Below are 23,519 nucleotides of genomic sequence, written 5' to 3'. Positions count from 1 at the left end.
TACGTCGGGTACTTCCGGTACGTCGGGTACTTCCGGTACCTCGGGCACCTCCGGTACCTCGGGCACCTCCGGTACGTCGGGCACCTCCGGTACGTCGGGTACCTCCGGTACGTCGGGCACCTCCGGTACGTCGGGTACCTCCGGTACTTCGGGCACCTCCGGTACTTCGGGCACCTCCGGTACCTCGGGCACTTCCGGCACGTCGGGCACTTCCGGCACCTCCGGCACCTCCGGCACTTCCGGCGCCGGCGTCACCCCCCTCGGCAATGTCCTCCAGAATTCCGGCAACCTCGTGACGGCGCTCGGCACGACGGTCGCGAACGGCGGCGCTCAGATCGGCGGCGTGCAGATCCCCGGCACGAACCCGGCGACGGCCACCAGCGTCGGCAACGCCGTCACGAGCCTCGGCAATGGCGTGCAGGCGCTCGGCAACGGCGTCGCGGCCGGCCTCGGCTCGATCGGCGTGTCGCCGAACCCGCTCGGCCCGACGATCACGTCGACCACGGGCCTGCTGACCGGCGCCGGCGGCGCGGTCAACAGTCTCGGCAATGCGGTGACGAGCCTCGGCACCGGTCCGCTGTCGCCGCTCGCGCCCGCGACGACCCTGGTCGGCAGTCTCGTCAACACGGTCGGCACCGCGGTCAATTCGACCGCATCGGCGCTGAACACGGCGCTCAACAGCGCGCCGGTGCAGCAACTCGAGACGCAGCTCGGCAGCGTGATCAACCCCATCACGAACACGCTGACCGGCGGCGTCACGACGCCTGGCGTCACCCAGACGCTCGGCAACACGACCTTGCTCGGCGCCCCGCTCAGCGGCCTGCTCGGCACGCTCGGCAGCGGCCTCGGCCTCGCCGGCTCGCAGGTCGGCAGCGCAACCGGCAACCCGGTCGGCACGAGCGTCGGCAACAGCGTGTCCCAGCTCGGTAACACGGTAGGATCGGCCGGCGGCCTGCTGTCCAGCGGCAGCTCCAGCAGCGGCAGCAACCCGCTCGCGCCGGTCACCGGCCTGCTCGGCACGCTGACGGGCGGGCTCGGCGGCGGCAGCTCGAGCGGTTCGGGCGGTACCAGCGGCACGAGCGGCACCAGCAGCGGCGGCCCGCTCGCACCGATCACCGGCCTGCTCGGGACGGTGACGGGCGCGCTCGGCGGCCTCGGTTCGGGCGGCACGAGCGGCACCGGCGGCACCAGCGGTACCGGTGGCGCAGGCATCGGCGGCCTGCTGGCGCCGGTCACGAACCTCGTCAACTCGCTGACCCCGCTCGGCGCCAGCCTCACGGGCACGGTCACGACGCCGGGCGGCAACGTGTCGGGCACCCTCGGCGGCCTGCTGTCGAGCGGCCCGGTCGGCACGCTGACGGGTGCGCTGACGACGCCGGCCGGCTCGGCCGGTGCCACCGGCACGGTCAGCCCCGGCGGCGCGGCCGGCACGGCAACGACGCCGGCCGGCAGCGGCACCGTGGCAGCCGGCCTGACCGGCAGCTCGAACGGTGGCGCCGCGGGCAGTGCCGGCAACCTGCTGTCGCCGGTGACCAACCTGCTCGGCGGTCTGCTGGGCGCCGCCCCCAAGAAGTAAGCGTCAACGCATCACGTATCAGAACGACAGGCCAATGGCCGGGCGCGCATCCATACAAAGCCCGGCCGACGGCCGGCGTCACCCGCCAAGCGGGGGCGCCGGCCCTCATCCGTACGAGGATCCGATCATGAACTCCACGCTCGACAGCGTCGTCGCTGCCCAGGACCGCCCACCGCGTTCCGCCACGCCCTTGCGTGCCGGCCTGCTCGGCATCGCCGCCGGACTCTTCGCGCTGTGGATCACGCGCGACCAGCCGACGCTCGACGCCGCCACGCGTGCGGTCATCGCCAGCCTCGCGATCATCGGCACGATCGCGCTGCACGAACTCTTCATCTCGCGCGTCTACCTGCGCCCGAGCGCGGGGCTGTCGCGGCAGGCCGTCCGGCCGCTCGGCATCGCGCGCGTCGCGACGCGGCTCGGCGCGCTGACGTCGATCTACGCGGGCATCGGCATCCTCTACTGGCTGCTGCCCGAATACCACGGCGCGTTCTACCTGCCGTTCTGGTCGCTGCTGCGCTCGCTCGCGCCGTACGTGATCGTCGCCGCGCCGTTCTACTTCGCGTGGATGGACCGCCACCAGCGCGAAACCGACGACGCGTACCTGCTGTGGGGCCGCTTCCTGTTCCGCCGCGAGCGGCCCGCGAGCTGGAAGCCGGTGCGCGAGATGCTCGCCGGCTGGGGCGTGAAGGCGTTCTTCCTGCCGCTGATGACCGTCTACCTGTCGAAGGACGCCGATCACCTGAGCGCATCGCTCGCGAACGCGATGCACGCGCCGACGACGATCGCGACCTTCGTGTTCATGTACGACCTGTCGTTCACGATGGACCTGATGTTCGGCACCGTCGGCTACCTGTGCACGTTCCGCATCCTCGACAGCCACGTGCGCACCGTCGAGCCGACGACGCTCGGCTGGGTGGCCGCGCTGATCTGCTACCAGCCGTTCTGGTCGCTGATCTCGAACAACTACATCCGCTACGAAGGCTCGGTGTTCTGGGACAACTGGCTGCTGTCGGCGCCGACGCTGCGCGTGATCTGGGGCGCGGTGATCATCCTGCTGCTGCTGACCTACGCGCTGTGCACGATCTCGTTCGGGCTGCGGTTTTCGAACCTCACCAACCGCGGGATCATCACGTCGGGCCCGTACCGCTTCACCAAGCATCCGGCGTACATCACGAAGAACCTGTCGTACTGGATGGTGTCGGTGCCGTTCGTCGAACCGCTCGGCTGGCAGGTCGGGCTCATGCACTGCGCCGGGCTCGTCGCGGTCAACCTGATCTACTACACGCGCGCGAAGACGGAAGAGCGTCACCTGATGCGCGATCCGGACTATCGCGCATATGCCGAATGGATCGCGCAGCACGGGCTGTTCGCGCGGATCCGGCAGGCGTTCGGGGGGCGGCAGGCGGCGTGACGTCTGCGGTTGCGGCCAGCGCCGGGGCGGTGCACGCCGTTCCGGTCGTCGCACGGGTAGCGGCCTCGCGCTGACGCCGAGCGCGCCGCGTACGCCTTCCACCGCGTGACGGCGCGTGTCAGCCCGCATCGCCGAACACGTCGACGCACGGCCCCTTGCGGCCAATTGTCGCGAAACGACGCGATTCCCCGCTTTTCGTCGTTTTTCTCCGCCGATCCGATTGCCCGCCCGCGAAGCGTCGCGTATGGTGCTGGCCGTCCGCGCACGATCCGTCGCCCGGACTCCGACCGTCGTCCCGCGCGACGGCCGTGCGGGCCGTGCCCGCCGCTCACCGTCTCCGCGATGCCGCCCGCTGGCGCCGCGCATTCAAGAGGAAAGAGGCGTGATCCACAAAGTCCTGATCCTGTTCGCACTCTGCATCGCGGGCCTCGCCGCGATCGCCGCCAGTTTCCAGCACATCCCCAGCTGATTCGCGGCCCCGGCTCGCTTCGCCGAGCCCGGGGGCCGCAGCCATTTTCTGTTCCCTATTGCGATGAACCTCTTTCCCGAACCGCCCGGGACGGGCGGCCTTTGCCATGCGTATCGACGTACAGCATTCCCAACACGACATCGACGACGAACTCGACACACTTCATGAGCGCCTCCACCAGCCAGGCCATCGCCTGCACGGCCTGCCGGCCGTCGCGCTCGGCCGCTCGGGCCTGGTCGTCCGCCACCGCGAAGCGGACGGCGAATACTTCCTGTACGTCGAGGATCCGGCCGCGCGCCAGCTCGCCGGCTACACGGTGTTCAACCGCCTGCCCGAAATCCCCCGCCGCGCCGATCGCTACCTGCGCGCGCCGCATACGCGGCTGCGCGGCTCGGCGCAACGCAAGGGCCTCGCGACGACGCTGTACCGCTGGGGGCTCGACGCGGGCCTGTGCCTGATCAGCGGCGCGCGCCAGTCGGTCGGCGCCGCGCAGCTGTGGACGGCGCTCGCGCACGAATACCGGCACGGCTTCGTCGATGTCGAGGGCCGCGCGCTGCGCTATCTCGGCGATACCGTTGCCGAGGACGTGCATGGCGCACTGCATACACGGCGGCTGTTGCTCGGCCATGGATGGACGATGACGGAATTCGCGCGGGCGGCCGGGATGAGCGACGCGGAACCGGTGCGACGTGATCCCGCGGCGATTTTCAACGCGGCACCGCACGGTGCAAGCGTCGGCAGCGCACGCCGCACCGCCCGGACGCCGATGCGATAATCCGTCCGGACCGCGCGACGCGGCTACGCACTGCGCGCCAACCGACACACCCATCGATGACCACCGATCCCCGAACCGACACCGAGCGCCGCATCGACATCGTCGCGCTGTGCGGCAGCCTCCGCGCGCAGTCGTACAACGCCGCGCTGCTCGACGCGGCCGCGCTCGTTGCGCCACGCGGCATGCATGTCACGCGCTTCGATCGCCTCGGCGAATTCCCGTTGTTCAATCCCGATACCGAAACGCCGTCGCCCGCCGCCGTGCGCGACCTGATCGACCGCCTGAACGCAGCCGACGGCGTGCTGATCGCGAGCCCGGAATACGCGCACGGCGTGACGGGCGTGATGAAGAATGCGCTGGACTGGGTCGTGGGATGCGAGGCCGTCGTGTACAAACCGGTCGCGGTACTGAATGCGTCGCCGCGGGCGACCCATGCGGACGCGGCGCTGCGGGAAACGTTGTCGGTGATGTCGGCATGCATCATCGAGTCCGCATCGATCGCGCTGCCGATTCTCGGGAGCCAGCTCGACGCGGCGGGCATCGCCGCGCATCCGCCGTTCGCGTCGGCGCTGGTCGATGCGTTGCACGCGCTGCGCGCGGCGATCGACGAGCCGGCATCGGGCCGGTAGGCAACCCGCACACGCGAGCGCGTGCGGCGCGGCGTTATCGCGCCTTGGCGCGCGTCGTCTTTCTCGCCGGTTTGGTCGACTTCGCGCGCGGCGCTTCCTTCTCGGGCTGCGCGCCGCCGCCGGCGAGATCCTCGAGCCACGCGAGCGCATCGACGTACGACAGGAACTGCTGCAGATATTCCGGCGACAGCTCGCGCATCGTCGCGAGCGAGCGGTGCACCAGGCTGTTCGAATTGAGCGGCCCCGCGTTGCGCGGCACCTGGTCGAGCGACTGGCGGTACTGCTGTTCCGTACGGACCTTCGACCACAGCGTGCGGAAGTAGTCGACCAGTTCGGGATCGAGCCCGCGCCGGTCGGCCTGCGCGTCGCGCGCGAGCCGGTCGACGAGCGCCGAGAGCGCGCCGCGCCGCGGCGCAACCGGTGCCCCATCATCCGTGGCGCGCGCGTCCTCCGCCCGCGCGACGACTGCCGCGTAGCCTTCGATCAGCGTCGCCAGCCGCGCGTCGAGCAACGCACGCGCGGCGCCGTCGAGCGCGGCCGCGCGTCGTTCGAGCGCGTCGATCCGGTGAAAGCGCACGGGTTCGAGTCGGTCGGCACCCTGCTCGCGCCACGCGTCGAGCGTCGCGCGCGCGCGCGTCGCGTCGTCCGTCACTTCGCCTTCCCTCCGTTCGATGCCGACTTGCGCGGCACCGGCGCGATCTCCACCCGGCGGTTCTTCGCGCGGCCTTCATCGTCCGCATTCGAGCTGACCGGCTGCTCGGAGCCGAACGCGGCCGCGAACACCGACGACGCCGGCACGCCTGCGTCGATCAACGCGCGCGTGACCGTCAACGCGCGCTTGGCCGACAGTTCCCAGTTGTCCGCGAACAGGCGGTTGCCGGCATGCACCTGCTGGTCGTCGGCGAAGCCGCTGACCATCAGGATCTCGTCGCGCGTCTTCAGGTACGTGGCGAGCGGCACGGCCAGCGTCTTCAGCAGGTCGCGGCCCGCGGGCTGCAACTGGTCGGAGTTCAATGCGAACAGCACGTTGCCGCTGATGCCGATGCGCCCGTTCACGAGCGTCACGCGGCCGGCCGCGAGCGGCCCCGCGAGCGCCTGTTCGAGCGACTTGCGCTGCTGCGCCTCGAGCTGGCGCGCCCGCACGGCTTCCTCGAGCTTCGACGTGAGCTGCAGCTGCATGCCGATCACGCCGACGAGGACCAGCACGAACGCACCGAGCAACACCGACATCAGGTCGGCGAACGCGGGCCATACCGGCGCCGATTGCGCGCCGCCGTCGATTTCGTCGTGCATGCGTTACGCTCCGACGGGCGCGCGCCGGCCGGCGAGCTGCTGCATGTCTTCGACGATCTGCTTCTGCGACATCACGCTCAGGTCGATCACCTCGCGCGCCTGCGCGACGTAGTACTCGAGCTGCTCGTCGCTGCGCGCGAGCGATTTCTCGAGCGCGGCCTCGATGCGCTGCAGATGGGTCAGCAGCTTGTCGTTCGATTCGCCGAATACCTGCACGGCCGCCCCGAACGCATCGCCGAGGCTCGCCACCTCGACGGCGCCGGCCGTGACCTGCGCGGCCACCGAGTCGAGCTTGCGCGTTTCGGCATCGACGGTGTCGTTGAAGCGCGCGCCGACGCGGTCGAGCAGGTCGGCCGACGTGCTGACGAGCGCGTCGATCGCGGCACGCTGTTCGGTCGACGCGTGATTGACCGCGCCGAGCAGCGTTTCGAGCGTCGCGAGCAGGCGGCTGCGCTCCTCGAGCGTCGCGGTGTCGCGCACCATGCTGTCGGACAGGCGCTGGCGCAGTTCGGCGACGACGTCGGCCGCGGCCTTCGGCGCCTCCGACGCGGCCTGCACGAGGCGCGCGATTTCGTTGATCGTGTCGCTTGCGTGCACCTGCGCCTGCGCCGTGATGTCGTTCGCGGTGCGGGTCAGCGTGTCGCAGATGTCCTGCTGGCGCGTCGCGGCTTGCGCGCTCGTCTGCGCCCATTCGTCGCGCAGCGCGGCCGCCATCGCAGTGAGCGAATCGTTCCAGGCCGACAGGCGCGCTTCGTCGCGTGCGGCGAGTTGCGATTGCAGGCCCGTGTGCGAATCGCGAATCGTCGTCAGCAGGTCGTTCGAACGTTGTTCGAACGCCGCAGCCTGTGCGGTGAGATCGCGCGTCGTTTGTGCGAGGGCATCGCAGATTTCCTGCTGACGGCCCGCGCTGTGCACGCCTGCGCGCTGCCATTCGTCACCGAGCTTCGCGGCCATCGCGGCCAGTGAATCGTTCCAGGCCGACAGGCGTGCTTCGTCGCGTGCGGCAAGTTGCGATTGCAGGCCCGTATGCGAGTCGCGAATCGTCGACAGCAGCTCGTTCGAATGTTGTTCGAACGTCGCAGCCTGTGCGGTCAAATCGCGCGTCGTTTGTGCGAGTGCGTCGCAGATTTCCTGCTGACGGCCGGCGCTGTGCACGCCTGCGCGTTGCCATTCGTCGCCGAGCTTCGCCGCCATTGCAGCCAGCGAATCGTTCCAGGCCGACAGGCGTGCTTCGTCGCGTGCGGCGAGTTGCGATTGCAGGCCCGTATGCGAATCGCGAATCGTCGACAGCAGTTCGTTCGAACGTTGTTCGAACGTCGAAGCCTGTGCAGTGAGGTCGCGCGTCGTTTGGGCGAGTGCGTCGCAGATTTCCTGCTGACGGCCGGCGCTGTGCACGCCTGCGCGTTGCCATTCGTCACCGAGCTTCGCGGCCATTGCAGCCAGCGAATCGTTCCAGGCCGACAAGCGTGCTTCGTCGCGCGCCGCCAATTGCGATTGCAGGCCCGTATGCGAGTCGCGAATCGTCGACAGCAAATCATTCGAGCGTTGTTCGAACGTCGAAGCCTGTGCGGCGAGATCGCGCGTCGTTTGCGCGAGCGCGTCGCAGATTGCCTGCTGACGACCCGCACTGTGCTCACCCGCACGCTGCCATTCGTCGCTGAGCTTCGCGGCCATTGCGGACAACGAGTCGTTCCACGCCGCGAGACGCTGTTCGTCGCGCGCGGCCAGTTCGGTCTGCAGCCCCGCGTGCGACTCGCGCATCGCGGCGAGCGTCGCGCCCGAATGTCGTTCGAACGTCGCGGCGGCTTCGCCCAGCGCACGTGCGTGCTGGCTCGCGAGCGTCTCGCCGACCTGTTCCTGCCGCGACAGCGCATCGCGCCACGCATCCGACAAGCGGCCTTCGGTCGATTCGAGGCGCGTCGCGACGCCGTCGAGCAGATCGGTCGAACACTGCGCGAAGGTATCGGTGAACTGGCCGAGCGTCGTTCGCAGCTGCTGAGCGACGGCGTCGCCCGCCTGACGTTGTTCGTCGATCGCGCGGTTCCAGACGGCCGTCACGTTGCCGGTGGTCTTCTCGAAGCCTTCCGTCAGCCCGTCGAGCTGACGCTGCACGGCGCCCGTCACGGTGTCGCGCAGCGCGGCCATCTCCTGCGCGAGCCCCGTCATCGTCGCGGCGACGACCGGCTGCAGCGCGGCACCGGCCACGCGCGCGCTTTCGGCGGCACTTTCCTTCAGCGCGTCGCCGACGTTCGACGCGAGGCCCGCATACGCGCGCTCGGTCCGGTCGAAAAACGCCTGCTGGCTTTCGAGCTGGCGATCGTGCAACGCGACGCTGCGCGCCTCGAGCGTCGTCATCATCGTCTGCAGCCGGTCGACCAGCGCCGGCATCACGTCGGCCTGGCGCTGCAGCAGCCGGAACGATTCGTCGCGCTGGTGCGCGGACGAATGCACGCGCAGCGTCGTCGCGATCTTCGCGTCGAGCTGCTGGGCCGCATCGATCCGCTCGCGGCGCACGAGCGCGGACAGCAACCCGAGCATCGCGGACGTCGCGACGCCGGCAATCGACGTGCCGAACGCGAACCCGAGGCCCTTCACCGGCGCGATCAGCGATGCGCGGATCGCGTCGAGATCGGTCGCGCTTTCGAGCGCGGCGCCCGTGCCCTTCAGCGTGACGACCATTCCGAGCAGCGTGCCGAGCATGCCGAGCAGCACGAGCAGGCCGACGAGGTACGGCGTGAGCGCCGGGCCCGGCAGCGCGACGCGCGCGCCTTCGACCCGTGCGCGCACGGCGCCGCGCAGGCCCGGGTGCAGCGTGTCGAGCCACGTGTCGAGCTTCGCGGGCGGTTCGGTCAGGCCGGCCACCGCGCGCGACAGCGTGGCGGTCGCCTGGCGGTAGCGCAGCAGCTCCCAGGCGCCGGCGACGTAGCACGCGCCGATCAGCAGCGTGACAGCCGACGCCAGCGGGTTCGACGCGACATAGCCGACACCGATCCAGCCCACTGCGAGCAGACCGGCGACGAAGACAACGAGATCAAGGCGAATTCTGGACATAGCGTGTTGATTAGCAGGTGCGAAGGGCCGCGAGCAGCCCGTCTACCGTTTGAAACCGGACTTCGAGTTCGGCGAGCAGGATGCTTTGCATCTCGTCGCGAAACGTATCGAGCCATGTGCCGGGCACGATCGCCGCGACGGCCGGGGTGTCGGCCGCCGCGCGGTCATCGGCGGGATCGTTGGCAGCAGCGGATTCGGCATCGGCCAGCGCCTGCCGTTCCGCGTCGCGCAACCGCCCGAAACGCGTGCCGAGCAGCGCGGGCACGGCCGACAGCAGGCTGCGCTCGCGCGCGCCGAGCACGCGCTCCATGATCGTGTCGAGCGTCGCGAGCCGCGCCATCCCGGACGAGCGCGCGGCGAGCGCGACCCGCAGGCGGCCGCGCAACTGGCCGATCGCCGTCTCCATATCCTGTTGCAGCGTCAGGTAACGCTGGCGGAAGTCCGCGAAATCGGCCGTATCGGCGGCCGGCGGCAGCAGTTCGCCGGGCCGGCGCCGCGCGCGCGGCCGGTTGGTGGCCGTGATCGCCTGCGCGAGGTCGTGGCGCACGCGCGCGCAGTCGCGTTCCGCATCGTAGCCGCGCACGCCGGCCGCGACGCCCGGCGGGCTCGCGCTCAGCGCGGACGACAACGTGATCGCGTCGGTCCAGCCGAGCCACTGGCTCAGCCGGTCGGACAGCGTCTGCCGGGATTCCGCGACGTCGGCATCGGCCAGGCGCGCGAGCAGCCGGACGAGCGTCGGACCGCTCAGCGCCGGGCGCGGAGGTGCTTGCACCATGCTGCAAACCGTCAAAAAAGGCAGCAGTTTACACGTCGCCGGGAGGTCGGCCGCCAGAATCGGGGAGGCGGCGCCGGCCGGCGCGTCGTGCGACCCACGCGAACGCCCGTCGCGCAAGGCTCGGCGGGCGGTGGCGGGTAGTCGGGAGGAGCGTCGGCGGCGGCCCGGTGAACGGCCGCGTCATGAGGAACGGCACGCGTTTGCGAAACGCCGATGCAAGCGCAGGCGGCCCGGCCGGTTCGCGCCGGCGGTCAGCCTGGGGAATGGCTGGCCGCCGCGAGATGCGGATCGGGGCTGAAAGGTCAGATCCCCGCTTTCGGCGCGTTCAGGATCAGCCGCAGCCCGAGCAGCGTGATCGCGCCGGCCGCGATGCGGTCGACCCACTTCTTCGCACGCAGGTAGAGCTCGCGCGGCCGGCGCGTCGAGAAGCACAGCGCGACGACCGTGTACCAGCCGAATTCGACGGTGAACACGAGCGGCGGCAGCACGAGGTAGCACCACAGCGGCGGATGCTGCGGGAGCAGCGCCGCGAAGATGCTGCCGTACCAGATCGCCGTCTTCGGGTTGCTGAGCTGGGTCGTAAGGCCCGTCAGGAACGACTTGCGCGCGCTGCCGCCGGCCATCGCCTGCGGGTCGTCCATCGCGATCGGCCGGTCGGCGCCGCGCCAGATCTTCGACGCTATGTAGATCAGGTACGCGCCGCCCGCGACCTTGAGGCCCACGTAAAGCCATTCGACGGCCTGCAGCAGCGTGTAGAGCCCGGCTAGCGCGACGCCGCCGAACACGATGCCGCCGATGCCCATGCCGAGCGCGGTGGCGAGCCCGTCGCGGCGCGACAGCCCGATCGAATTGCGCGCCACCAGCACGAAGCTCGGGCCCGGAATCATCGCGCCGAGAAACAGCGCAGCCAGGATGGCGAGTACGGCAGCCGATGCAGTCATCGAAGTCCCCTTGGTCAGCGACGCCGATTCGCCGGCGCCGGCGTGTCGTTTCCGACGGTTGAAGCGCTGATTCTGGCACGCTTCGCGCGTGGCCGAAAGCGGCCGCACGCTGCTATGCTGGCCCTCTTTCCCGTCCTCACCGCCATGATCGAGATCCGCGCCGGCCGTCGCGTTCAATCCGCTGCCGGGCACCGAATTTCTCGGGCGCGACATGTAACCCTTTCCTCCTTTCGACCGGACCTCCCGCCATGCGCGTTCTCCGCCTCGCTACCCTGCTGCTCCCGCTGCTCGCGGCACTGCCTGCCGCCGCCCGCGCCGCCGACCTGCCGAAGTCGATCGCCGCGCAACTGCCGCCCGGCTACCAGCCGCTGCTCGCGCAAGCCGGGCCGGATCTCGACAACGGGCGCCACAGCTTTCTCGTCGTCGTGCATCGCGCGGTCGATACGCGCGAACAGCCGTCGCCGCGCCCGCTGCTGATCTACGAGGAGCAAGCCGACCGCACCTACCGGCTCGCCGCACGCAACGACCAGGTCGTGCTGCGCGCGAACGAAGGCGGCCAGTGCGATCCGTTCGATCCCGAGGATGCCGCCGACAACGGCTTCTCGGTGAAGGGCCGCTATTTCACCGTGCAGAACTTCGTCGCTTGCGGGCAGCACTGGACCGACTACATCACGTTCCGCTACGACCCACGCACGCACGGCTGGCTGTTCTCGAACCAGATCGTCACCGAATCGTTCCCGCTCGACGACCAGCCCGACCACGTCACCGTCACGCGCGCCGACGCGCACCGGCCGGTGACGTTCGGGCAGTGGAAGCGCAAGGACTAGCCGCCGCGCCCGGCACGCGCCGGCGTTTCAATGCGACGGCCATCGCCCGCCCAGCGCTCGCGACACCGCGCCAACGGGTCTACCATAGTCGCTCGTCGCCGCTCGGCGACCGCCGGCCGGCACGAGGCTTGCGCCTGCCCCTTTCCTCGTTGCCCCTGCAAAGGAGGACGTCATGACGCAACACTTCGACGCGATCGTCATCGGCACCGGCCAGGCCGGGCCGCCGCTCGCCGCGCGGCTGTCGGCCGCCGGCATGAAAGTCGCGATCATCGAACGCGGCCGCTTCGGCGGCACCTGCGTGAACACCGGCTGCATCCCCACCAAGACGCTGGTCGCGAGCGCGTACGCCGCGCAGCTCGCGCGGCGCGCCGGCGAATACGGCGTGTCGGTCGGCGGCCCCGTCACCGTCGACATGAAAGCCGTGAAGGCGCGCAAGGACCAGATTTCCGGCCGTTCGAACCACGGCGTCGAGCAATGGGTGCGCGGCCTCGCGAACACCACGGTGTTTCAGGGTCACGCCCGATTCGAGCGCGCCGACGCCGTGCGCGTGGGCGACGAGCTGCTCGAAGCCGGACGCATCTTCGTCAACGTCGGCGGCCGCGCGCAGGTGCCCGCGATGCCGGGCCTCGATTCGGTGCCGTACCTGACCAATTCGACGATGATGGACGTCGACTTCCTGCCCGAGCATCTGGTGATCGTCGGCGGCAGCTATGTCGGGCTCGAATTCGGCCAGATGTATCGCCGCTTCGGATCGAAGGTCACGATCGTCGAGAAGGGCTCGCGGCTGATCCGCCGCGAGGACGAAGACGTGTCGCAGGCCGTGCGCGAGATTCTCGAGAACGAAGGTATCGACGTGCAGCTCGACGCGAACTGCCTGAGCGCGCGGCGCGACGGCAACGGCATCGTGGTCGGCCTCGATTGCCCGGGCGGCGGCCGCGAGGTCGCGGGCTCGCACTTGCTGCTCGCGGTCGGGCGTGTGCCGAATACCGACGATCTGGGGCTCGACCGCGCGGGCGTCGACACCGACGCGCGCGGCTACATCACCGTCGACGAGCAGTTGCGCACGAACGTGCCGGGCATCTGGGCGCTCGGCGACTGCAACGGGCGCGGCGCGTTCACGCACACCGCGTACAACGACTTCGAGATCGTCGCGGCCAACCTGCTCGACGACGATCCGCGCAAGGTGTCCGACCGCATCACGGCCTATGCGATGTATATCGATCCGCCGCTCGGCCGCGTCGGCATGACGCTCGCGGAAGCGAAGCAGACGGGCCGCCGGCTGCTGCTCGGCACGCGCCCGATGACGCGCGTCGGCCGTGCGGTCGAGAAAGGCGAGAGCCAGGGCTTCATGAAAGTGATCGTCGACGCGGACAGCCATGCGATCCTCGGCGCGTCGATCCTCGGCGTGACCGGCGACGAGGTCGTGCACGGGATGCTCGACGTGATGGCCGCCGGCGCGCCGTACACGACGATCAGCCGCGCGATGCATATCCACCCGACCGTGTCGGAACTCGTGCCGACGCTGCTGCAGGACCTGCATCCGGTCGAATGACGCGCGGCGGGCGGCCATGCGTCGCCGCCGCGCGGGGGCGGGCCGTGTGCAACGACGGCCGCTCAGCTTTCGAAATACTGAGGCCGGTCGATATCGGCCAGCAGCCGCGGCTGCGTCGGCGTCCAGTCGAGCAACGCCCGCGTGCGTTCGCTGGTGGCCGGCGCATCCATGCCGGCAAACATCGCGAACCAGCCGAAGTGCTCACCGGCCTCCGCCGGCGACTTCGCGACGACCGGCACGTTCAGCCGCCGGCCGATCACTTCCGCGATCTCGCGAAACGGCACACCGGTATCGTCGACCGCGTGATAGCGCGCACCGGCCGCACCGCGTTCGATCGCGAGCCGGTACACGCGCGCCGCATCGAGCCGGTGCACGGCCGGCCAACGGTTGTCGCCGTCGCCGATAAAGGCCGACGCGCCCTTCTCCCGTGCGAATGCAATCAGCCGCGGCACGAAGGCGTGATCGCCGTCGCCGTGCACGGACGGCGGCAGGCGCACGACCGACGCATGCACGCCGCGCGCCTCCAGCGCGACCGCGGTCGCTTCGGACGCACGCGGATAGGTCGACGACACCGGCACGTGCGGATCGTCCTCGGTCGCCGCGCGGCCGGGCGCGACGAGCGCGAGCCCCGACGTGACGACCAGCGGCCGCGCCGAGCCCGCGAGCGCCGTGCCGATCGTCTCGATCGCGCGGCGATCGAGTTCGCAGTTTTGCGCGAAGCGCGAGAAGTCGTGATTGAATCCCGTGTGGATCACCGCGTCGGCGCGTTCGGCACCGCGCGTCAGGCTGTCGAGATCCTCCAGCGACCCGCGATGCACGTCGGCGCCCGCGGCCGCCACCGATGCGGCGGCCGCATCGGACCGCGCAAGGCCGAGCACCGAGTGCCCGGCGGCCACGAGTTCGGCGACGACGGCCGAGCCGACGAATCCCGACGCTCCAGTAACAAAGACACGCATGTTCAGCACCTCCGGATGGAATGGAGGCTTACTATCTGTCGAGCGCCGCACGCGGTGAAGTCGTGACGGTTTACCGGTAAACGAACTAACAGGATATGGCTGACGCCCCCGACAACCAGCTCGGCGCGTACCTGCGGGACCGCCGCGAGAAACTCGATCCGGCCGCGCTCGGGCTGCCGGCCACGCGCCGCCGCACGCCGGGCCTGCGGCGCGAGGAAGTCGCGCAGCGCGCGCATGTGAGCGCGGCGTGGTACACGTGGCTCGAACAGGGGCGCGGCGGCGCGCCGTCGGCCGACGTGCTCGACCGGCTCGCCCGCGCGCTGATGCTGAACGACGCCGAACGCGAGCACCTGTTCCTGATCGGCGTCGGCCATCCGCCCGGCGCGCGCTATCACGCACCGGCCAGCGTGACGCCGCGCCTGCAGCACGTGCTCGATTCGCTCGACGCGAGCCCCGCGATCGTGCGCTCCGCGACGTGGGACGTCGTCGCCTGGAACGATGCGGCGGCCGCGACGCTGACCGACTATGCGACGCTGCCGCCGGCCGCGCGCAACATCCTGCGACTGATCTTCGTCGACGCGGCCGTGCGCTACGCGCAGCCGAACTGGGAACGCGTCGCGCGCTTCGCGGTGGGCGCGTTTCGCGCGGACGTCGCACGCAGCGGCGCGACGCAGGCCGTACAGGCGTTCGTCGACGAGATGCGCGCGACGAGCGCCGAATTCGACGCGATGTGGCGCGACCACGATATTCGTTCGCATGACGAAGGCACGAAGGAAATCCGCCATCCGCAGGCCGGCCGGATCGCACTCGAATATTCGGCCTTCGCGGTGACCGGCCGCCCCGACCTGAGCCTCGTGATCTTCACGCCGGCGACGCCGGCCGACCGCGCCCGCATCCGGGCGCTCGTCGCGGCCCGCGAACAGGCCGCCGCACTGCAGACACGGGATGCATGAGCACGCGGCGGGCCGTGCCGCCCGCCCCCGTGAGCCTCATCGGCCCCACGAAGGGACATTGCGCATCGACACGCGACGTCCCTGCGCGAATCGCCCCGGATGCCGTTCGACAAGCGATCACAGGAACGGCGCAATGTTCCCGATCGCACGCGTCACGTAAGCCTCCTTCTCCCCCACCGGCGCGACGTAGTGAACCGCGCTGCGTGCGGCCTCGACACCCTCCAGGCGCGCGATGACCCAGGCCGCCAGATAGTGCGACGCCAGACATCCGCCCGCCGTTGCGACATTCCCCCGCGCCACGAACGGCTGATCGAGCACGGCCACGCCCGCCTCCTCGACCCACGGCCGGGTGGTCAGGTCGGTGCAGGCCCGCACGTCGTTCAGCAGGCCCAGCTTCGCGAGTATCAGCGTGCCCGAACATTGCGCACCCAGCAGCTGGCGCGCCGGATCGAGCTTCAACTGCGCCATCAGCGCGGCATCGCGCACGACATCCCGTGTCAGTTTGCCGCTGCCGACCAGCACCGCGTCGGCGTCGCAGGCCTCCTGCAACGACGCGTGCGCATCCAGCACCAGGCCGTTCATCGAACGCGGCCGCGCCACCGGGCTCGCGATCGATACGCGCCAGCCGGGCGTCTTGACCCGGTTCAGCAGGCCGAACGCGATCAGCGAGTCGAGTTCGTTGAAGCCCTCGAAAGTCAGGATGGCGATGTGCATGGCGTCCTCGTACGGTGGAGAGGTTGTGTTGCGCCATGGTAGGACCGACAATCAAGACAATCAAATTATTGTCATGGATACATTTCGCGATGCCGGAGCCGCGCTACAAGCAGCTGGTCGATCGATTCGCGGCCGACATCCGCTCGGGCCGCCTGCGTCCGGGCACGCGCCTGCCGACGCACCGCGATCTCGCCGCCCGCGAAGGTCTGGCACTCGTGACGGCCACGCGCGTGTATGCGGAGCTGCAGGCAATGGGGCTCGTCAGCGGTGAAACGGGGCGCGGCACGTTCGTGAAGGAGCCGCTGTCCCGCGACCAGCGCGTCGACCTGTACGCGTGGAGCGCGGAGACCGTGGACCTGAGCTTCAACTCCCCGACGTCGCCCGATCAGACCGACCTGTTCAGAACCGCGCTGCGTCAGCTTGCGACGGCCGGCGACCTGGAAGCGCTGCTGCGATACCAGCCGCACGGCGGGCGCGAGCACGAGCGCGCGACGGCCGCGCGACACCTCGCCGGCCGAGGCCTGAACGCCAGCGCCGACACCACGCTGTTCGTGAGCGGCGCGCAGCACGGGCTGACGACCACGGCCATGGCGCTGTTCGAGCCCGGCGACGTCGTGGCCGTCGACGCGCTGACCTATCCGGGGTTCAAGCTGGCCGCCGAAACCGCCCGGCTTGAACTCGCGCCGATCCCGGCCGCCGGGCGCGGCCCCGACCTGGACGCGCTGGCCGCACTGTGCAAGCGGCGCAAGGTACGCGCCGTCTACACGATGCCGACGCTGCACAACCCGCTCGGCTGGGTGATGAGCGCCACGCGGCGCAAAGCCCTCGTCGCCCTCGCGCGGCAACACGGCCTGATCCTGATCGAGGACGCCGCCTACGCATTCCTGGACGACGCCGCGCCGCCGCCGCTGGCGGCGCTCGCGCCGGAGACGACGGTGTATGTATCGAGCCTGTCGAAGAGCGTCGCGACCGGACTGCGCGTCGGCTTCCTCCACGCACCGCCCGAATGGGTACCGAAGCTCGAACGGGCCATCCGCGCGACGACGTGGAACACGCCGGCGACCATGACGGCCATTGCATGCGGCTGGATGGAAGACGGCACCGCAGCCAGGCTCGAAGCCGGGAAGCGGCGCGACGCGGCGGACCGTCAGCGCGTGGCCGCCAGCGCACTGGGCCGGATCAAACGCATCGCGCACCCGGCGTCGTACTTCATCTGGATTCCACTCGAACAGGACGTCCGTGCCGATACGATTGCGATGGCGTTGATGCGCGAGCGCATTTCCGTGACGACCGCCCTGCCGTTCTCGACTTCCGCCCACGTGCCTCATGCGATTCGACTGGCGATCGGTTCCGTCGATCCGGCCACGCTCGAGCGGTCGCTGGCGACGGTCGTGCGCGTGATTGCCGAACACACGTACTGACCGACACGCGCCGGCACGCAGTCATCGCGGTGAGCTTCGGCCGATGCTTCAGCGCGATGACTGGGTGCCGGCCTCGTCCAGCATCCATTGCGCGAAAGCCCGCACCGGCCCCGCGCTCAATTCGAGCGGCTCCGGCAGCACGACGCAAAAGTTCTTGGTGACCGCCTTCCCGTCCGGCCAGGGCGCGACCAGGCGGCCTTGCTCGAGCTCTGCGCCGATGTAAAGACGCGGCACCAATGCCACGCCCAAGCCGGCCAGTGCCGCCTCGATCAGCATCGAATGGAGATCGTACCGGGGGCCGACCGCCGAATTGGTCAGCGCGATGCCCGATGCTTCCGCATAGGTCTGCCACGCATCCGGATTCTGCCGCCGGTGAAGGCGCGGCAGCGCATCCAGCGACGCGTTCGCCCCCGCCTCCTTCAGCAGCGCCGGACTGCATACGGGCACCAGCACTTCCTCCAGCAGACGATGCAGATGCATGCCGGCCCATGCCGGGTGCTCGAAATGAATGGCCGCGTCGAAACCGCTGCCCGCGAGCAGGAACGGGTCCATTCGCTCGGCGACATGCACGGTGATATTCGGGTGCCGATCCTGAAACCGCTTCAGCCGTGGAATCAGCCAGCGCGTGGCGAAGGTCGGAATCGCAGCGACCTCGATGCTCGCGCCCTCGACGGGCTGCCCCATCAGATACAGGCTGTCCCGTTCCAGCCGGTCCAGGATCTCGCGCACCTGCACCGCGTAGCGCGTGCCGTTCGGCGCCAGCCTGACGCGATTTCCCACGCGCTCGAACAACGTCACGCCCAGGAACGCCTCCAGCCGGCCGATCTGGCGGCTGACCGCGCCTTCGGTCCGCGCCAGCTCGTCGGCCGCGCGGGCGAAGCTCCCGTGTCGGGCCGCCGCCTCGAAGGCCTGGAGCGCGGAATTGCTGGGAATCTTGCGTCGCATGGGGATCTCGTCGGTCGGGGGAATTGGGCGTCAGCTTGAGCAAACATCACTGAAGGCTGACTTTTTGTCGTTATTTACACGGGAAACATCAGATTAGCATTACGTCACTGCACTGAATACCTTGCATTCGCCGCACGACGCCACTCCGTTACGAAGGACGATCCGATGATCTACACCGTGGAATGCAGCTTCGCCGATCGCGCCAGCGAAGCCGAATGGAACGACTTCTACAGCCTTGAAAAGCTGCCGGCCCTCATCTCGGTGACGGGTTTTCACACGTCGCAGCGCTTCAAGGCGATCGGCGACGGTTGCCCCGCCTACCTGGCCGTCCATACGATCGACGGGCTCGACGTGCTGGCCGGAGACGAATATCGCCAGAAAGGCGGCGGTAATTTTGCGCGATGGCAGCAGCACATCACCGACTGGCACCGCAATCTCTACAGCGATATCGGCATCGCGCCGGCGGTCGCTGCGGACGAACTGCTCGTGCTGTGCGAGCGCGGCCCCGAGCCGCTGATCCGCATGGGCCTGACACCGCTCGCCATGCAGGCCGTCGCGCTGGAGCAGCGTCCGGCGCGCCGCTGGCTTGCCGTCCTCCCCCGCGACGACGCCCCGCTGGCCGGGCACGCGGCGGCCGGCCTTTACCTTTACGCACCGATCACCGTGCAACTGACCCGGGCAGGCCAGCCATGCCGAACGTGACTTTCCATATTCAGGCGGGACGCATGCCGTCCGCCGACGACCTTGCCGCGCTGTCCGGCGACTGCGTCGCGCTGTGCACCGATGTCCTCCGCGCAGACCTCGAGAACGTTCACGTGATCTTCATGGAGGTTCGGCACGGATACGGGCATCCCGTGTTCGCGGAAATCCAGTATCGCGCCGACGCGTTTCGATCGCCCGAAATCATGAACCGCTTCATGGAAGCGCTCGATCGCGCGATCGTGCACCGCACGGGCCTGACCGCGCGGATCCGTTGCTTTGGCCATGCCGCACCGAACATTCACGCGCGAAACTAGCGTGCCTGGAGAAGCCTTGTGTCCACCGTTACTTTCCCCTTTCAGCAAGTCGGCGATTTCACGATCACGGCGATCAGCGACGGCTACCTGAGCGCCAGCCTCGATTTCCTGTCGAACATCGACGCGTCCGAGGCCTCCCGCATGCAGCACGCAGCCGGGCAGCAGGAACCGTCCGCCATCCATATCAACTGCTACGTGGTGCGCGGCGCAGGCCGCACGATCCTCATCGACGCCGGGGCCGGCGGCATCAGGCAATGGGGCGGCCGCCTGATCGCGAATCTGTTGCTGGCGGGCATCGAACCGACGGCGATCGACACGATCCTGCTCACGCACGCGCATCCCGACCATGTCGGCGGGCTGGTGAATGCCGCCGGGCACGTGACGTTTCCGCAGGCGGAACTGGTCGTCCACCGGCGGGAGGTCGGTTTCTGGCAGGACGACGCCAATCTGAGCCGTGCCAGCGAGCGCGCCCGCGGCAACTTCCTGATCGCGCGCCAGGTATTCGACGGCTATCGCGACAGGCTGCGCATGTTTGATGACGGCGACGTGTTGCCCGGCATCCGCGCGATGCCGCTACCGGGACATACGGACGGGCACACCGGATACGTCGTCGAATCCGGCGATCAGGGCCTGCTCGTGTGGGGCGATATCGTGCATTTCCCGCACATCCAGATCAAGCGGCCCGACGTATCGATTGCATTCGACCAGGACTCGACCCAGGCCGCGACCACGCGATCACGGTTGCTGGACCGCGTCAGCTCGGAAGGGTTGATGATCGCCGGCATGCATTTAGGAGAACCCGGTTTCGCCCGCGTCGCGCGAACGAAAGGGGAATACGGCCTGCTTTACGAGACCGATGCGTGAGATCGCGAATGGAGACAGTCGCATCCGGCGCGCGGACCCGCGGTCATGACGCCCGCATCGATCCGCGCGTGGCGCGGTGGCGCGCCGTCCGGTGTGCCGCCGGATATTACGCCGCTCGCTGCAACAGATCCGATGCGAAAGACCGCGCATGCGCGACGGCTTCCTGCGCATCGCCGAATATGCCGAGTTCATCCCAGTGCTCTTCGGCTGCGAAGGTTCCCTTCACCGCGAGCGCGCGCTGAACGCGCAACTGCGCCGCATATTTGCCGTCGTCCAGCGGCCGGGCCGTCGCGACGACCTTGTGCGGCGGGCTCGCCCGCTCCGGTTGGACCAGCTCGACGTGGCCAACCACCGTGCCGATGTCCATCAACTCGTTCCTGGCCTTGCAGTCCGGGCAGTAGAAACACCACCCGGCGTCCTCCTGGCGGGTCTTGACCTGCCCGCGTGCCAGCACGGCACGACATTCAACGTTTTCGCAGATGAACGGCATCGCAGCGTCTCCGAAGTTGTTTGACGGAAATCCTAGCATGTCCGCCGGCGGTCAACCATCCGCATTGTTGCCGCGCCGGTCAGCCGCTCGCCAGCGCCTTTCGCGTTGCCGTGTCGCGCTTCGGCGGCGTGTCGAACAGGCGCGCGTATTCGCGGCCGGACCGGGACGGGCTTTCATACCCGACGCGGAACCCCGCCTCCGCCGCGCCCGGCCCTTCGGCCAGCATCAGGCGGCGCGTATCGCCGTCGCTGCATCTTCGGAGAATCGTGCAAGAAATGCGGACTCGCAGGATAACGGCGGCGCTGCTTTCCGCGCGATCCTGTCGACTCTTCTCCCTGAACCGAGGAACGGACATGTCCAGCCAAAACATCGAACGGAAAGTAATCCTGATCACCGGCGCGAGCAGCGGGATCGGCGAAGCCACGGCCCGCTATCTGGGCGAGCGCGGTGCGCGCCTGATGCTCGGTGCACGTCGCACCGGGCGCCTTGCGGACCTTGCCGGCAACATTCGCGCCAAGGGCGGCACCGCCGCGTGGCGTGCGCTCGACGTCACGAAGCGCGACGACAACGTCGCGTTCGTCGAAGCCGCGCTTGCCGAGTATGGCCAGATCGACGTCATCGTCAACAATGCGGGCGTCATGCCGCTGTCGCCGATGGCGTCGCTGAAAGTCGACGAATGGGACCGGATGATCGACGTCAACATCAAGGGCGTGCTGTACGGTATCGCGGCCGCGCTGCCGGTGATGAATCGCCAGGGGTTCGGCCAGATCGTCAACGTGTCGTCGATCGGCGGGTTGCGCGTATCGCCGACGGCCGCCGTCTATTGCGCGACGAAATACGCAGTGCGTGCGATTTCCGACGGCTTGCGGCAGGAGAACGACAAGCTGCGCGTCACGAGCATCTGCCCCGGCGTGGTGACGTCCGAGCTGGCCGACACGATCACGGATCCGACCGCCGCCGACCTGATGGCGAAGTACCGCAGCATTGCGCTCGAGCCGGAAGCGATCGCGGCAGCCATCGCGTATGCGATCGCGCAGCCGGCCGATGTCGACGTGAACGAGATCGTCGTGCGTCCGACCGCGACGATCGCCGGTTAGCAGTTGACGACGCGCCGGCCGGATGTCGCTCGCGATAAACTGTCCGCCCGACTACCGAAGCGAGACACCTCCGATGTTGATCCGCGTTGCGACCCTGGCCGATGCAGCCCCGCTTGCCGACTTGAAGCGCGATACGTTTCGCGAAACCTTTCTGCAGGACGGCTTCGACATCGACTACCCGCCGGGCGATCTCGCTGCTTACGAGGCCCGCAGCTACTCGGTTGAAACGGTCGCAGGACAGCTCGTCGACCCGCAGTGCCGCACGTGGGTCGCCGAAAGCGATGACGGCACGCTGGTCGGCTATGCGCACGCAGGGCCGTGCAAGCTCCCGCACCCGGAAGTGACGGACGGTTCGGGCGAAGTCCATCAGATCTATCTGCGACGCGGTACGCAGGGAACCGGCGCCGGTCGTGCGTTGTTCGACGCCGCGCTGGATTATCTCGCCGAGGCACGCCCCGGCCCGGTATGGCTGGGCGTGTGGTCCGGCAACGCGAAGGCCATCGCGTTCTACGAGAAGGCAGGTTTCAGGCAGGTCGGCACGTACGACTTCAAGGTCGGCGAATCGACCGACCTTGAATATATCTACCGCCGCTGACTTTCGCCATTGCATGACAACCGCGCCCCGTCGGCAAACGACGGGGCGCTTCGCGTTGACGACTCGTCGCGTCCTGTCGGCCTCGCGAACCATCGACGGAGATGTCAACGACGTTTCTCCCTCGTTTCCGGCCGAATGACACGATTCGAGGGTTCTCGGTAAAATACGCCTTCCTGATTTTTCGGTATCTGCCCTGTCATGCATCGAATCGGATTCTTCGTTTGCCGTGGCTACGATGCGCTCGATCTCGGCGGCCCACTGTCGGCCTTCAATCAGGTGGCCACGGCGGCCGGCCATACGCCATACGACCTTCACGTCATCTCGCAATCCGGCGGCCCGATCGCGGGCAATACGGGCGTTTCGATCGAGACGAAGCCGGCCGGAAGGCGTTCGTTCGACACCATCGTTTTCATCGGCGGTGAAATCGAGCCGATGCAGACCGCGGAAAATGTCGCCGCCGCCAAAAAACTGGTCGCCCGGACCGCGCGCGTCGCCAGCGTATGTACCGGCGCGTTCCTGCTCGCGGAAACCGGCTCGCTGGACGGCTTGAGAGCAGCGACGCACTGGCGATACGCTGCGCTGATGCAGTCGCTCTTTCCTCGCATCAAGGTCGACGGCGACAGCATCTATGTCGTGGACGGCCGCGTCTGGACGTCGGCAGGCATCGCCTCCGGGATCGACCTGGCACTCGGCCTCATCGAAAGGGACATGAGCGCGGAGATTGCGCGCGCCGTCTCGAGGCTGCTGGTCGTTCCGTATCGTCGACCAGGCGGGCAGTCCCAATTCTCCGCGATGTCGCAGATGGAACCGGAATCGGATCGCATCCGCATCGCGCTGAATTTCGCACGGGAACATCTGGCGGAAGCGTTGCCGGTCGAACGACTCGCGGATGCCGCGCGCTTGAGTTTGCGGCAGTTCGGACGCGCCTTTCGCCGGGAAACCGGGGAAACACCCGCCAGGGCGGTCGAGCGCTTGCGCGTCGAAGCCGCGAGGCTGCGCCTGCAAGGCGGCAGCGAACCGATCGAACAGATTGCGCTGGCGGTGGGATTCACCGATCCGGAACGGATGCGGCGGGCCTTCATCAAGTTGCACGGCCACCCGCCGCAAGCGATTCGACGCGAGAGCCGATCGAACGCAGCGCGCTGATCGACTGCCGGCCGATCAGCACG

General features: G+C 68.8%; 24 protein-coding genes. 14 read left to right on the top strand and 10 right to left on the bottom strand.

The genetic code is table 11. From position 1 onward, the window contains the following. The 4 genes from U5798_RS13825 to U5798_RS13810 form a co-directional block, all read left to right on the top strand. Positions 1-1,576: collagen-like triple helix repeat-containing protein (locus U5798_RS13825; RefSeq protein ID WP_322082364.1), on the top strand; the 1,576-nt coding region annotated here is incomplete at its 5' end. A 127-nt stretch (positions 1,577-1,703) separates the two neighbouring features. Beyond that, positions 1,704-2,987, top strand: coding sequence for an isoprenylcysteine carboxylmethyltransferase family protein (locus tag U5798_RS13820; protein ID WP_322082363.1), 1,284 nt, complete (start codon positions 1,704-1,706; stop codon positions 2,985-2,987). Positions 2,988-3,562: 575 nt separating this feature from the next. Next, positions 3,563-4,231 (top strand): histone acetyltransferase, encoded by a 669-nt coding sequence (locus U5798_RS13815; RefSeq protein ID WP_322082362.1) that lies wholly within the window; start codon positions 3,563-3,565, stop codon positions 4,229-4,231. Between the two features lie 56 nt (positions 4,232-4,287). Continuing rightward, positions 4,288-4,860, top strand: a complete 573-nt coding sequence (locus tag U5798_RS13810; protein ID WP_322082361.1) for an NADPH-dependent FMN reductase — start codon at positions 4,288-4,290, stop codon at positions 4,858-4,860. A 34-nt stretch (positions 4,861-4,894) separates the two neighbouring features. On the opposite strand, the gene U5798_RS13805 is transcribed toward U5798_RS13810, so the two are convergent. The 5 genes from U5798_RS13805 to U5798_RS13785 form a co-directional block, all read right to left on the bottom strand. Next, the gene (locus tag U5798_RS13805; RefSeq protein ID WP_322082360.1) at positions 4,895-5,512 is read right to left on the bottom strand and encodes a DUF2894 domain-containing protein; all 618 of its coding nucleotides are present in this window, start codon (positions 5,510-5,512) and stop codon (positions 4,895-4,897) included. Continuing rightward, the gene (locus tag U5798_RS13800; RefSeq protein WP_124451154.1) at positions 5,509-6,153 is read right to left on the bottom strand and encodes an OmpA family protein; all 645 of its coding nucleotides are present in this window, start codon (positions 6,151-6,153) and stop codon (positions 5,509-5,511) included. The genes U5798_RS13805 and U5798_RS13800 overlap by 4 nt, the downstream gene beginning before the upstream one ends. 3 nt (positions 6,154-6,156) lie before the next feature. After that, on the bottom strand, positions 6,157-9,204 hold the full coding sequence (locus tag U5798_RS13795; RefSeq protein WP_322082359.1) for a DUF802 domain-containing protein: 3,048 nt from the start codon (positions 9,202-9,204) through the stop codon (positions 6,157-6,159). Between the two features lie 10 nt (positions 9,205-9,214). After that, the gene (locus U5798_RS13790) at positions 9,215-9,979 is read right to left on the bottom strand and encodes a DUF3348 domain-containing protein (RefSeq protein WP_322082358.1); all 765 of its coding nucleotides are present in this window, start codon (positions 9,977-9,979) and stop codon (positions 9,215-9,217) included. Positions 9,980-10,281: 302 nt separating this feature from the next. Next, positions 10,282-10,920, bottom strand: coding sequence for a LysE family translocator (locus tag U5798_RS13785; RefSeq protein ID WP_124451587.1), 639 nt, complete (start codon positions 10,918-10,920; stop codon positions 10,282-10,284). Between the two features lie 248 nt (positions 10,921-11,168). Between U5798_RS13785 and U5798_RS13780 the strand changes: the two genes are divergently transcribed. Then, entirely contained in the window at positions 11,169-11,747 is a 579-nt protein-coding gene (locus tag U5798_RS13780; protein ID WP_322082357.1) for a hypothetical protein, read from the top strand. Between the two features lie 172 nt (positions 11,748-11,919). Next, positions 11,920-13,299, top strand: coding sequence for an FAD-containing oxidoreductase (locus U5798_RS13775; protein WP_322082356.1), 1,380 nt, complete (start codon positions 11,920-11,922; stop codon positions 13,297-13,299). A gap of 62 nt (positions 13,300-13,361) precedes the next feature. Here U5798_RS13775 and U5798_RS13770 read toward each other — a convergent pair whose 3' ends face one another. Continuing rightward, positions 13,362-14,255, bottom strand: a complete 894-nt coding sequence (locus U5798_RS13770) for an SDR family oxidoreductase (protein ID WP_322082355.1) — start codon at positions 14,253-14,255, stop codon at positions 13,362-13,364. Between the two features lie 95 nt (positions 14,256-14,350). Here U5798_RS13770 and U5798_RS13765 point away from each other — a divergent pair, with 95 nt between their 5' ends. Beyond that, positions 14,351-15,208 (top strand): helix-turn-helix transcriptional regulator, encoded by an 858-nt coding sequence (locus U5798_RS13765; protein ID WP_322082354.1) that lies wholly within the window; start codon positions 14,351-14,353, stop codon positions 15,206-15,208. Positions 15,209-15,325: 117 nt separating this feature from the next. On the opposite strand, the gene U5798_RS13760 is transcribed toward U5798_RS13765, so the two are convergent. Then, positions 15,326-15,922, bottom strand: coding sequence for a DJ-1/PfpI family protein (locus U5798_RS13760; protein WP_322082353.1), 597 nt, complete (start codon positions 15,920-15,922; stop codon positions 15,326-15,328). Positions 15,923-16,011: 89 nt separating this feature from the next. On the opposite strand from U5798_RS13760, the gene U5798_RS13755 reads away from it, so the two are divergent. Next, positions 16,012-17,343 (top strand): PLP-dependent aminotransferase family protein, encoded by a 1,332-nt coding sequence (locus tag U5798_RS13755; RefSeq protein WP_322082352.1) that lies wholly within the window; start codon positions 16,012-16,014, stop codon positions 17,341-17,343. A gap of 48 nt (positions 17,344-17,391) precedes the next feature. On the opposite strand, the gene U5798_RS13750 is transcribed toward U5798_RS13755, so the two are convergent. Continuing rightward, positions 17,392-18,288: a LysR substrate-binding domain-containing protein gene (locus U5798_RS13750; RefSeq protein WP_322082351.1), complete on the bottom strand. Its 897-nt coding sequence runs from the start codon at positions 18,286-18,288 to the stop codon at positions 17,392-17,394. Between the two features lie 165 nt (positions 18,289-18,453). On the opposite strand from U5798_RS13750, the gene U5798_RS13745 reads away from it, so the two are divergent. From U5798_RS13745 to U5798_RS13735, 3 genes are read left to right on the top strand one after another with little or no spacing between them, the layout of a single operon-like run. Further along, a complete protein-coding gene (locus tag U5798_RS13745; RefSeq protein WP_322082350.1) occupies positions 18,454-18,990 on the top strand; it encodes a sugar ABC transporter in 537 nt (178 codons plus the stop codon). Beyond that, positions 18,978-19,304 carry a hypothetical protein gene (locus U5798_RS13740; RefSeq protein WP_322082349.1) on the top strand — a complete coding sequence of 109 codons (327 nt, stop codon included), beginning with the start codon at positions 18,978-18,980 and terminating at the stop codon, positions 19,302-19,304. Before U5798_RS13745 ends, U5798_RS13740 begins: the two co-directional genes overlap by 13 nt. Before the next feature lie 18 nt (positions 19,305-19,322). Next, on the top strand, positions 19,323-20,168 hold the full coding sequence (locus U5798_RS13735; protein ID WP_322082348.1) for an MBL fold metallo-hydrolase: 846 nt from the start codon (positions 19,323-19,325) through the stop codon (positions 20,166-20,168). A 106-nt stretch (positions 20,169-20,274) separates the two neighbouring features. Here the strand turns inward: U5798_RS13735 and U5798_RS13730 are convergent, their stop codons facing one another. Together U5798_RS13730 and U5798_RS13725 are read right to left on the bottom strand one after the other, a co-directional pair. After that, complete coding sequence (locus tag U5798_RS13730) at positions 20,275-20,658, bottom strand: hypothetical protein (RefSeq protein WP_322082347.1); 384 nt, start codon at positions 20,656-20,658, stop codon at positions 20,275-20,277. A gap of 79 nt (positions 20,659-20,737) precedes the next feature. Further along, on the bottom strand, positions 20,738-21,028 hold the full coding sequence (locus U5798_RS13725) for a hypothetical protein (RefSeq protein ID WP_322082346.1): 291 nt from the start codon (positions 21,026-21,028) through the stop codon (positions 20,738-20,740). Between U5798_RS13725 and U5798_RS13720 the strand changes: the two genes are divergently transcribed. The 3 genes from U5798_RS13720 to U5798_RS13710 all read left to right on the top strand — a co-directional run bounded on the left by U5798_RS13720 (position 21,012) and on the right by U5798_RS13710 (position 23,496). After that, the gene (locus U5798_RS13720; RefSeq protein WP_322082345.1) at positions 21,012-21,755 is read left to right on the top strand and encodes an SDR family oxidoreductase; all 744 of its coding nucleotides are present in this window, start codon (positions 21,012-21,014) and stop codon (positions 21,753-21,755) included. The genes U5798_RS13725 and U5798_RS13720 overlap by 17 nt on opposite strands. A gap of 73 nt (positions 21,756-21,828) precedes the next feature. Then, positions 21,829-22,350, top strand: a complete 522-nt coding sequence (locus U5798_RS13715; protein WP_124451182.1) for a GNAT family N-acetyltransferase — start codon at positions 21,829-21,831, stop codon at positions 22,348-22,350. Between the two features lie 198 nt (positions 22,351-22,548). Continuing rightward, positions 22,549-23,496, top strand: a complete 948-nt coding sequence (locus tag U5798_RS13710) for a GlxA family transcriptional regulator (RefSeq protein WP_322082344.1) — start codon at positions 22,549-22,551, stop codon at positions 23,494-23,496. The last annotated feature ends 23 nt before the right edge of the window (positions 23,497-23,519 follow it).

The organism is Burkholderia sp. BCC1972 (genome assembly GCF_905339605.1).
Taxonomy (GTDB): Bacteria; Pseudomonadota; Gammaproteobacteria; order Burkholderiales; family Burkholderiaceae; genus Burkholderia.
Note: the sequence above shows the minus strand (reverse complement) of the source record. Positions and strands in the feature narration are given on the sequence as shown.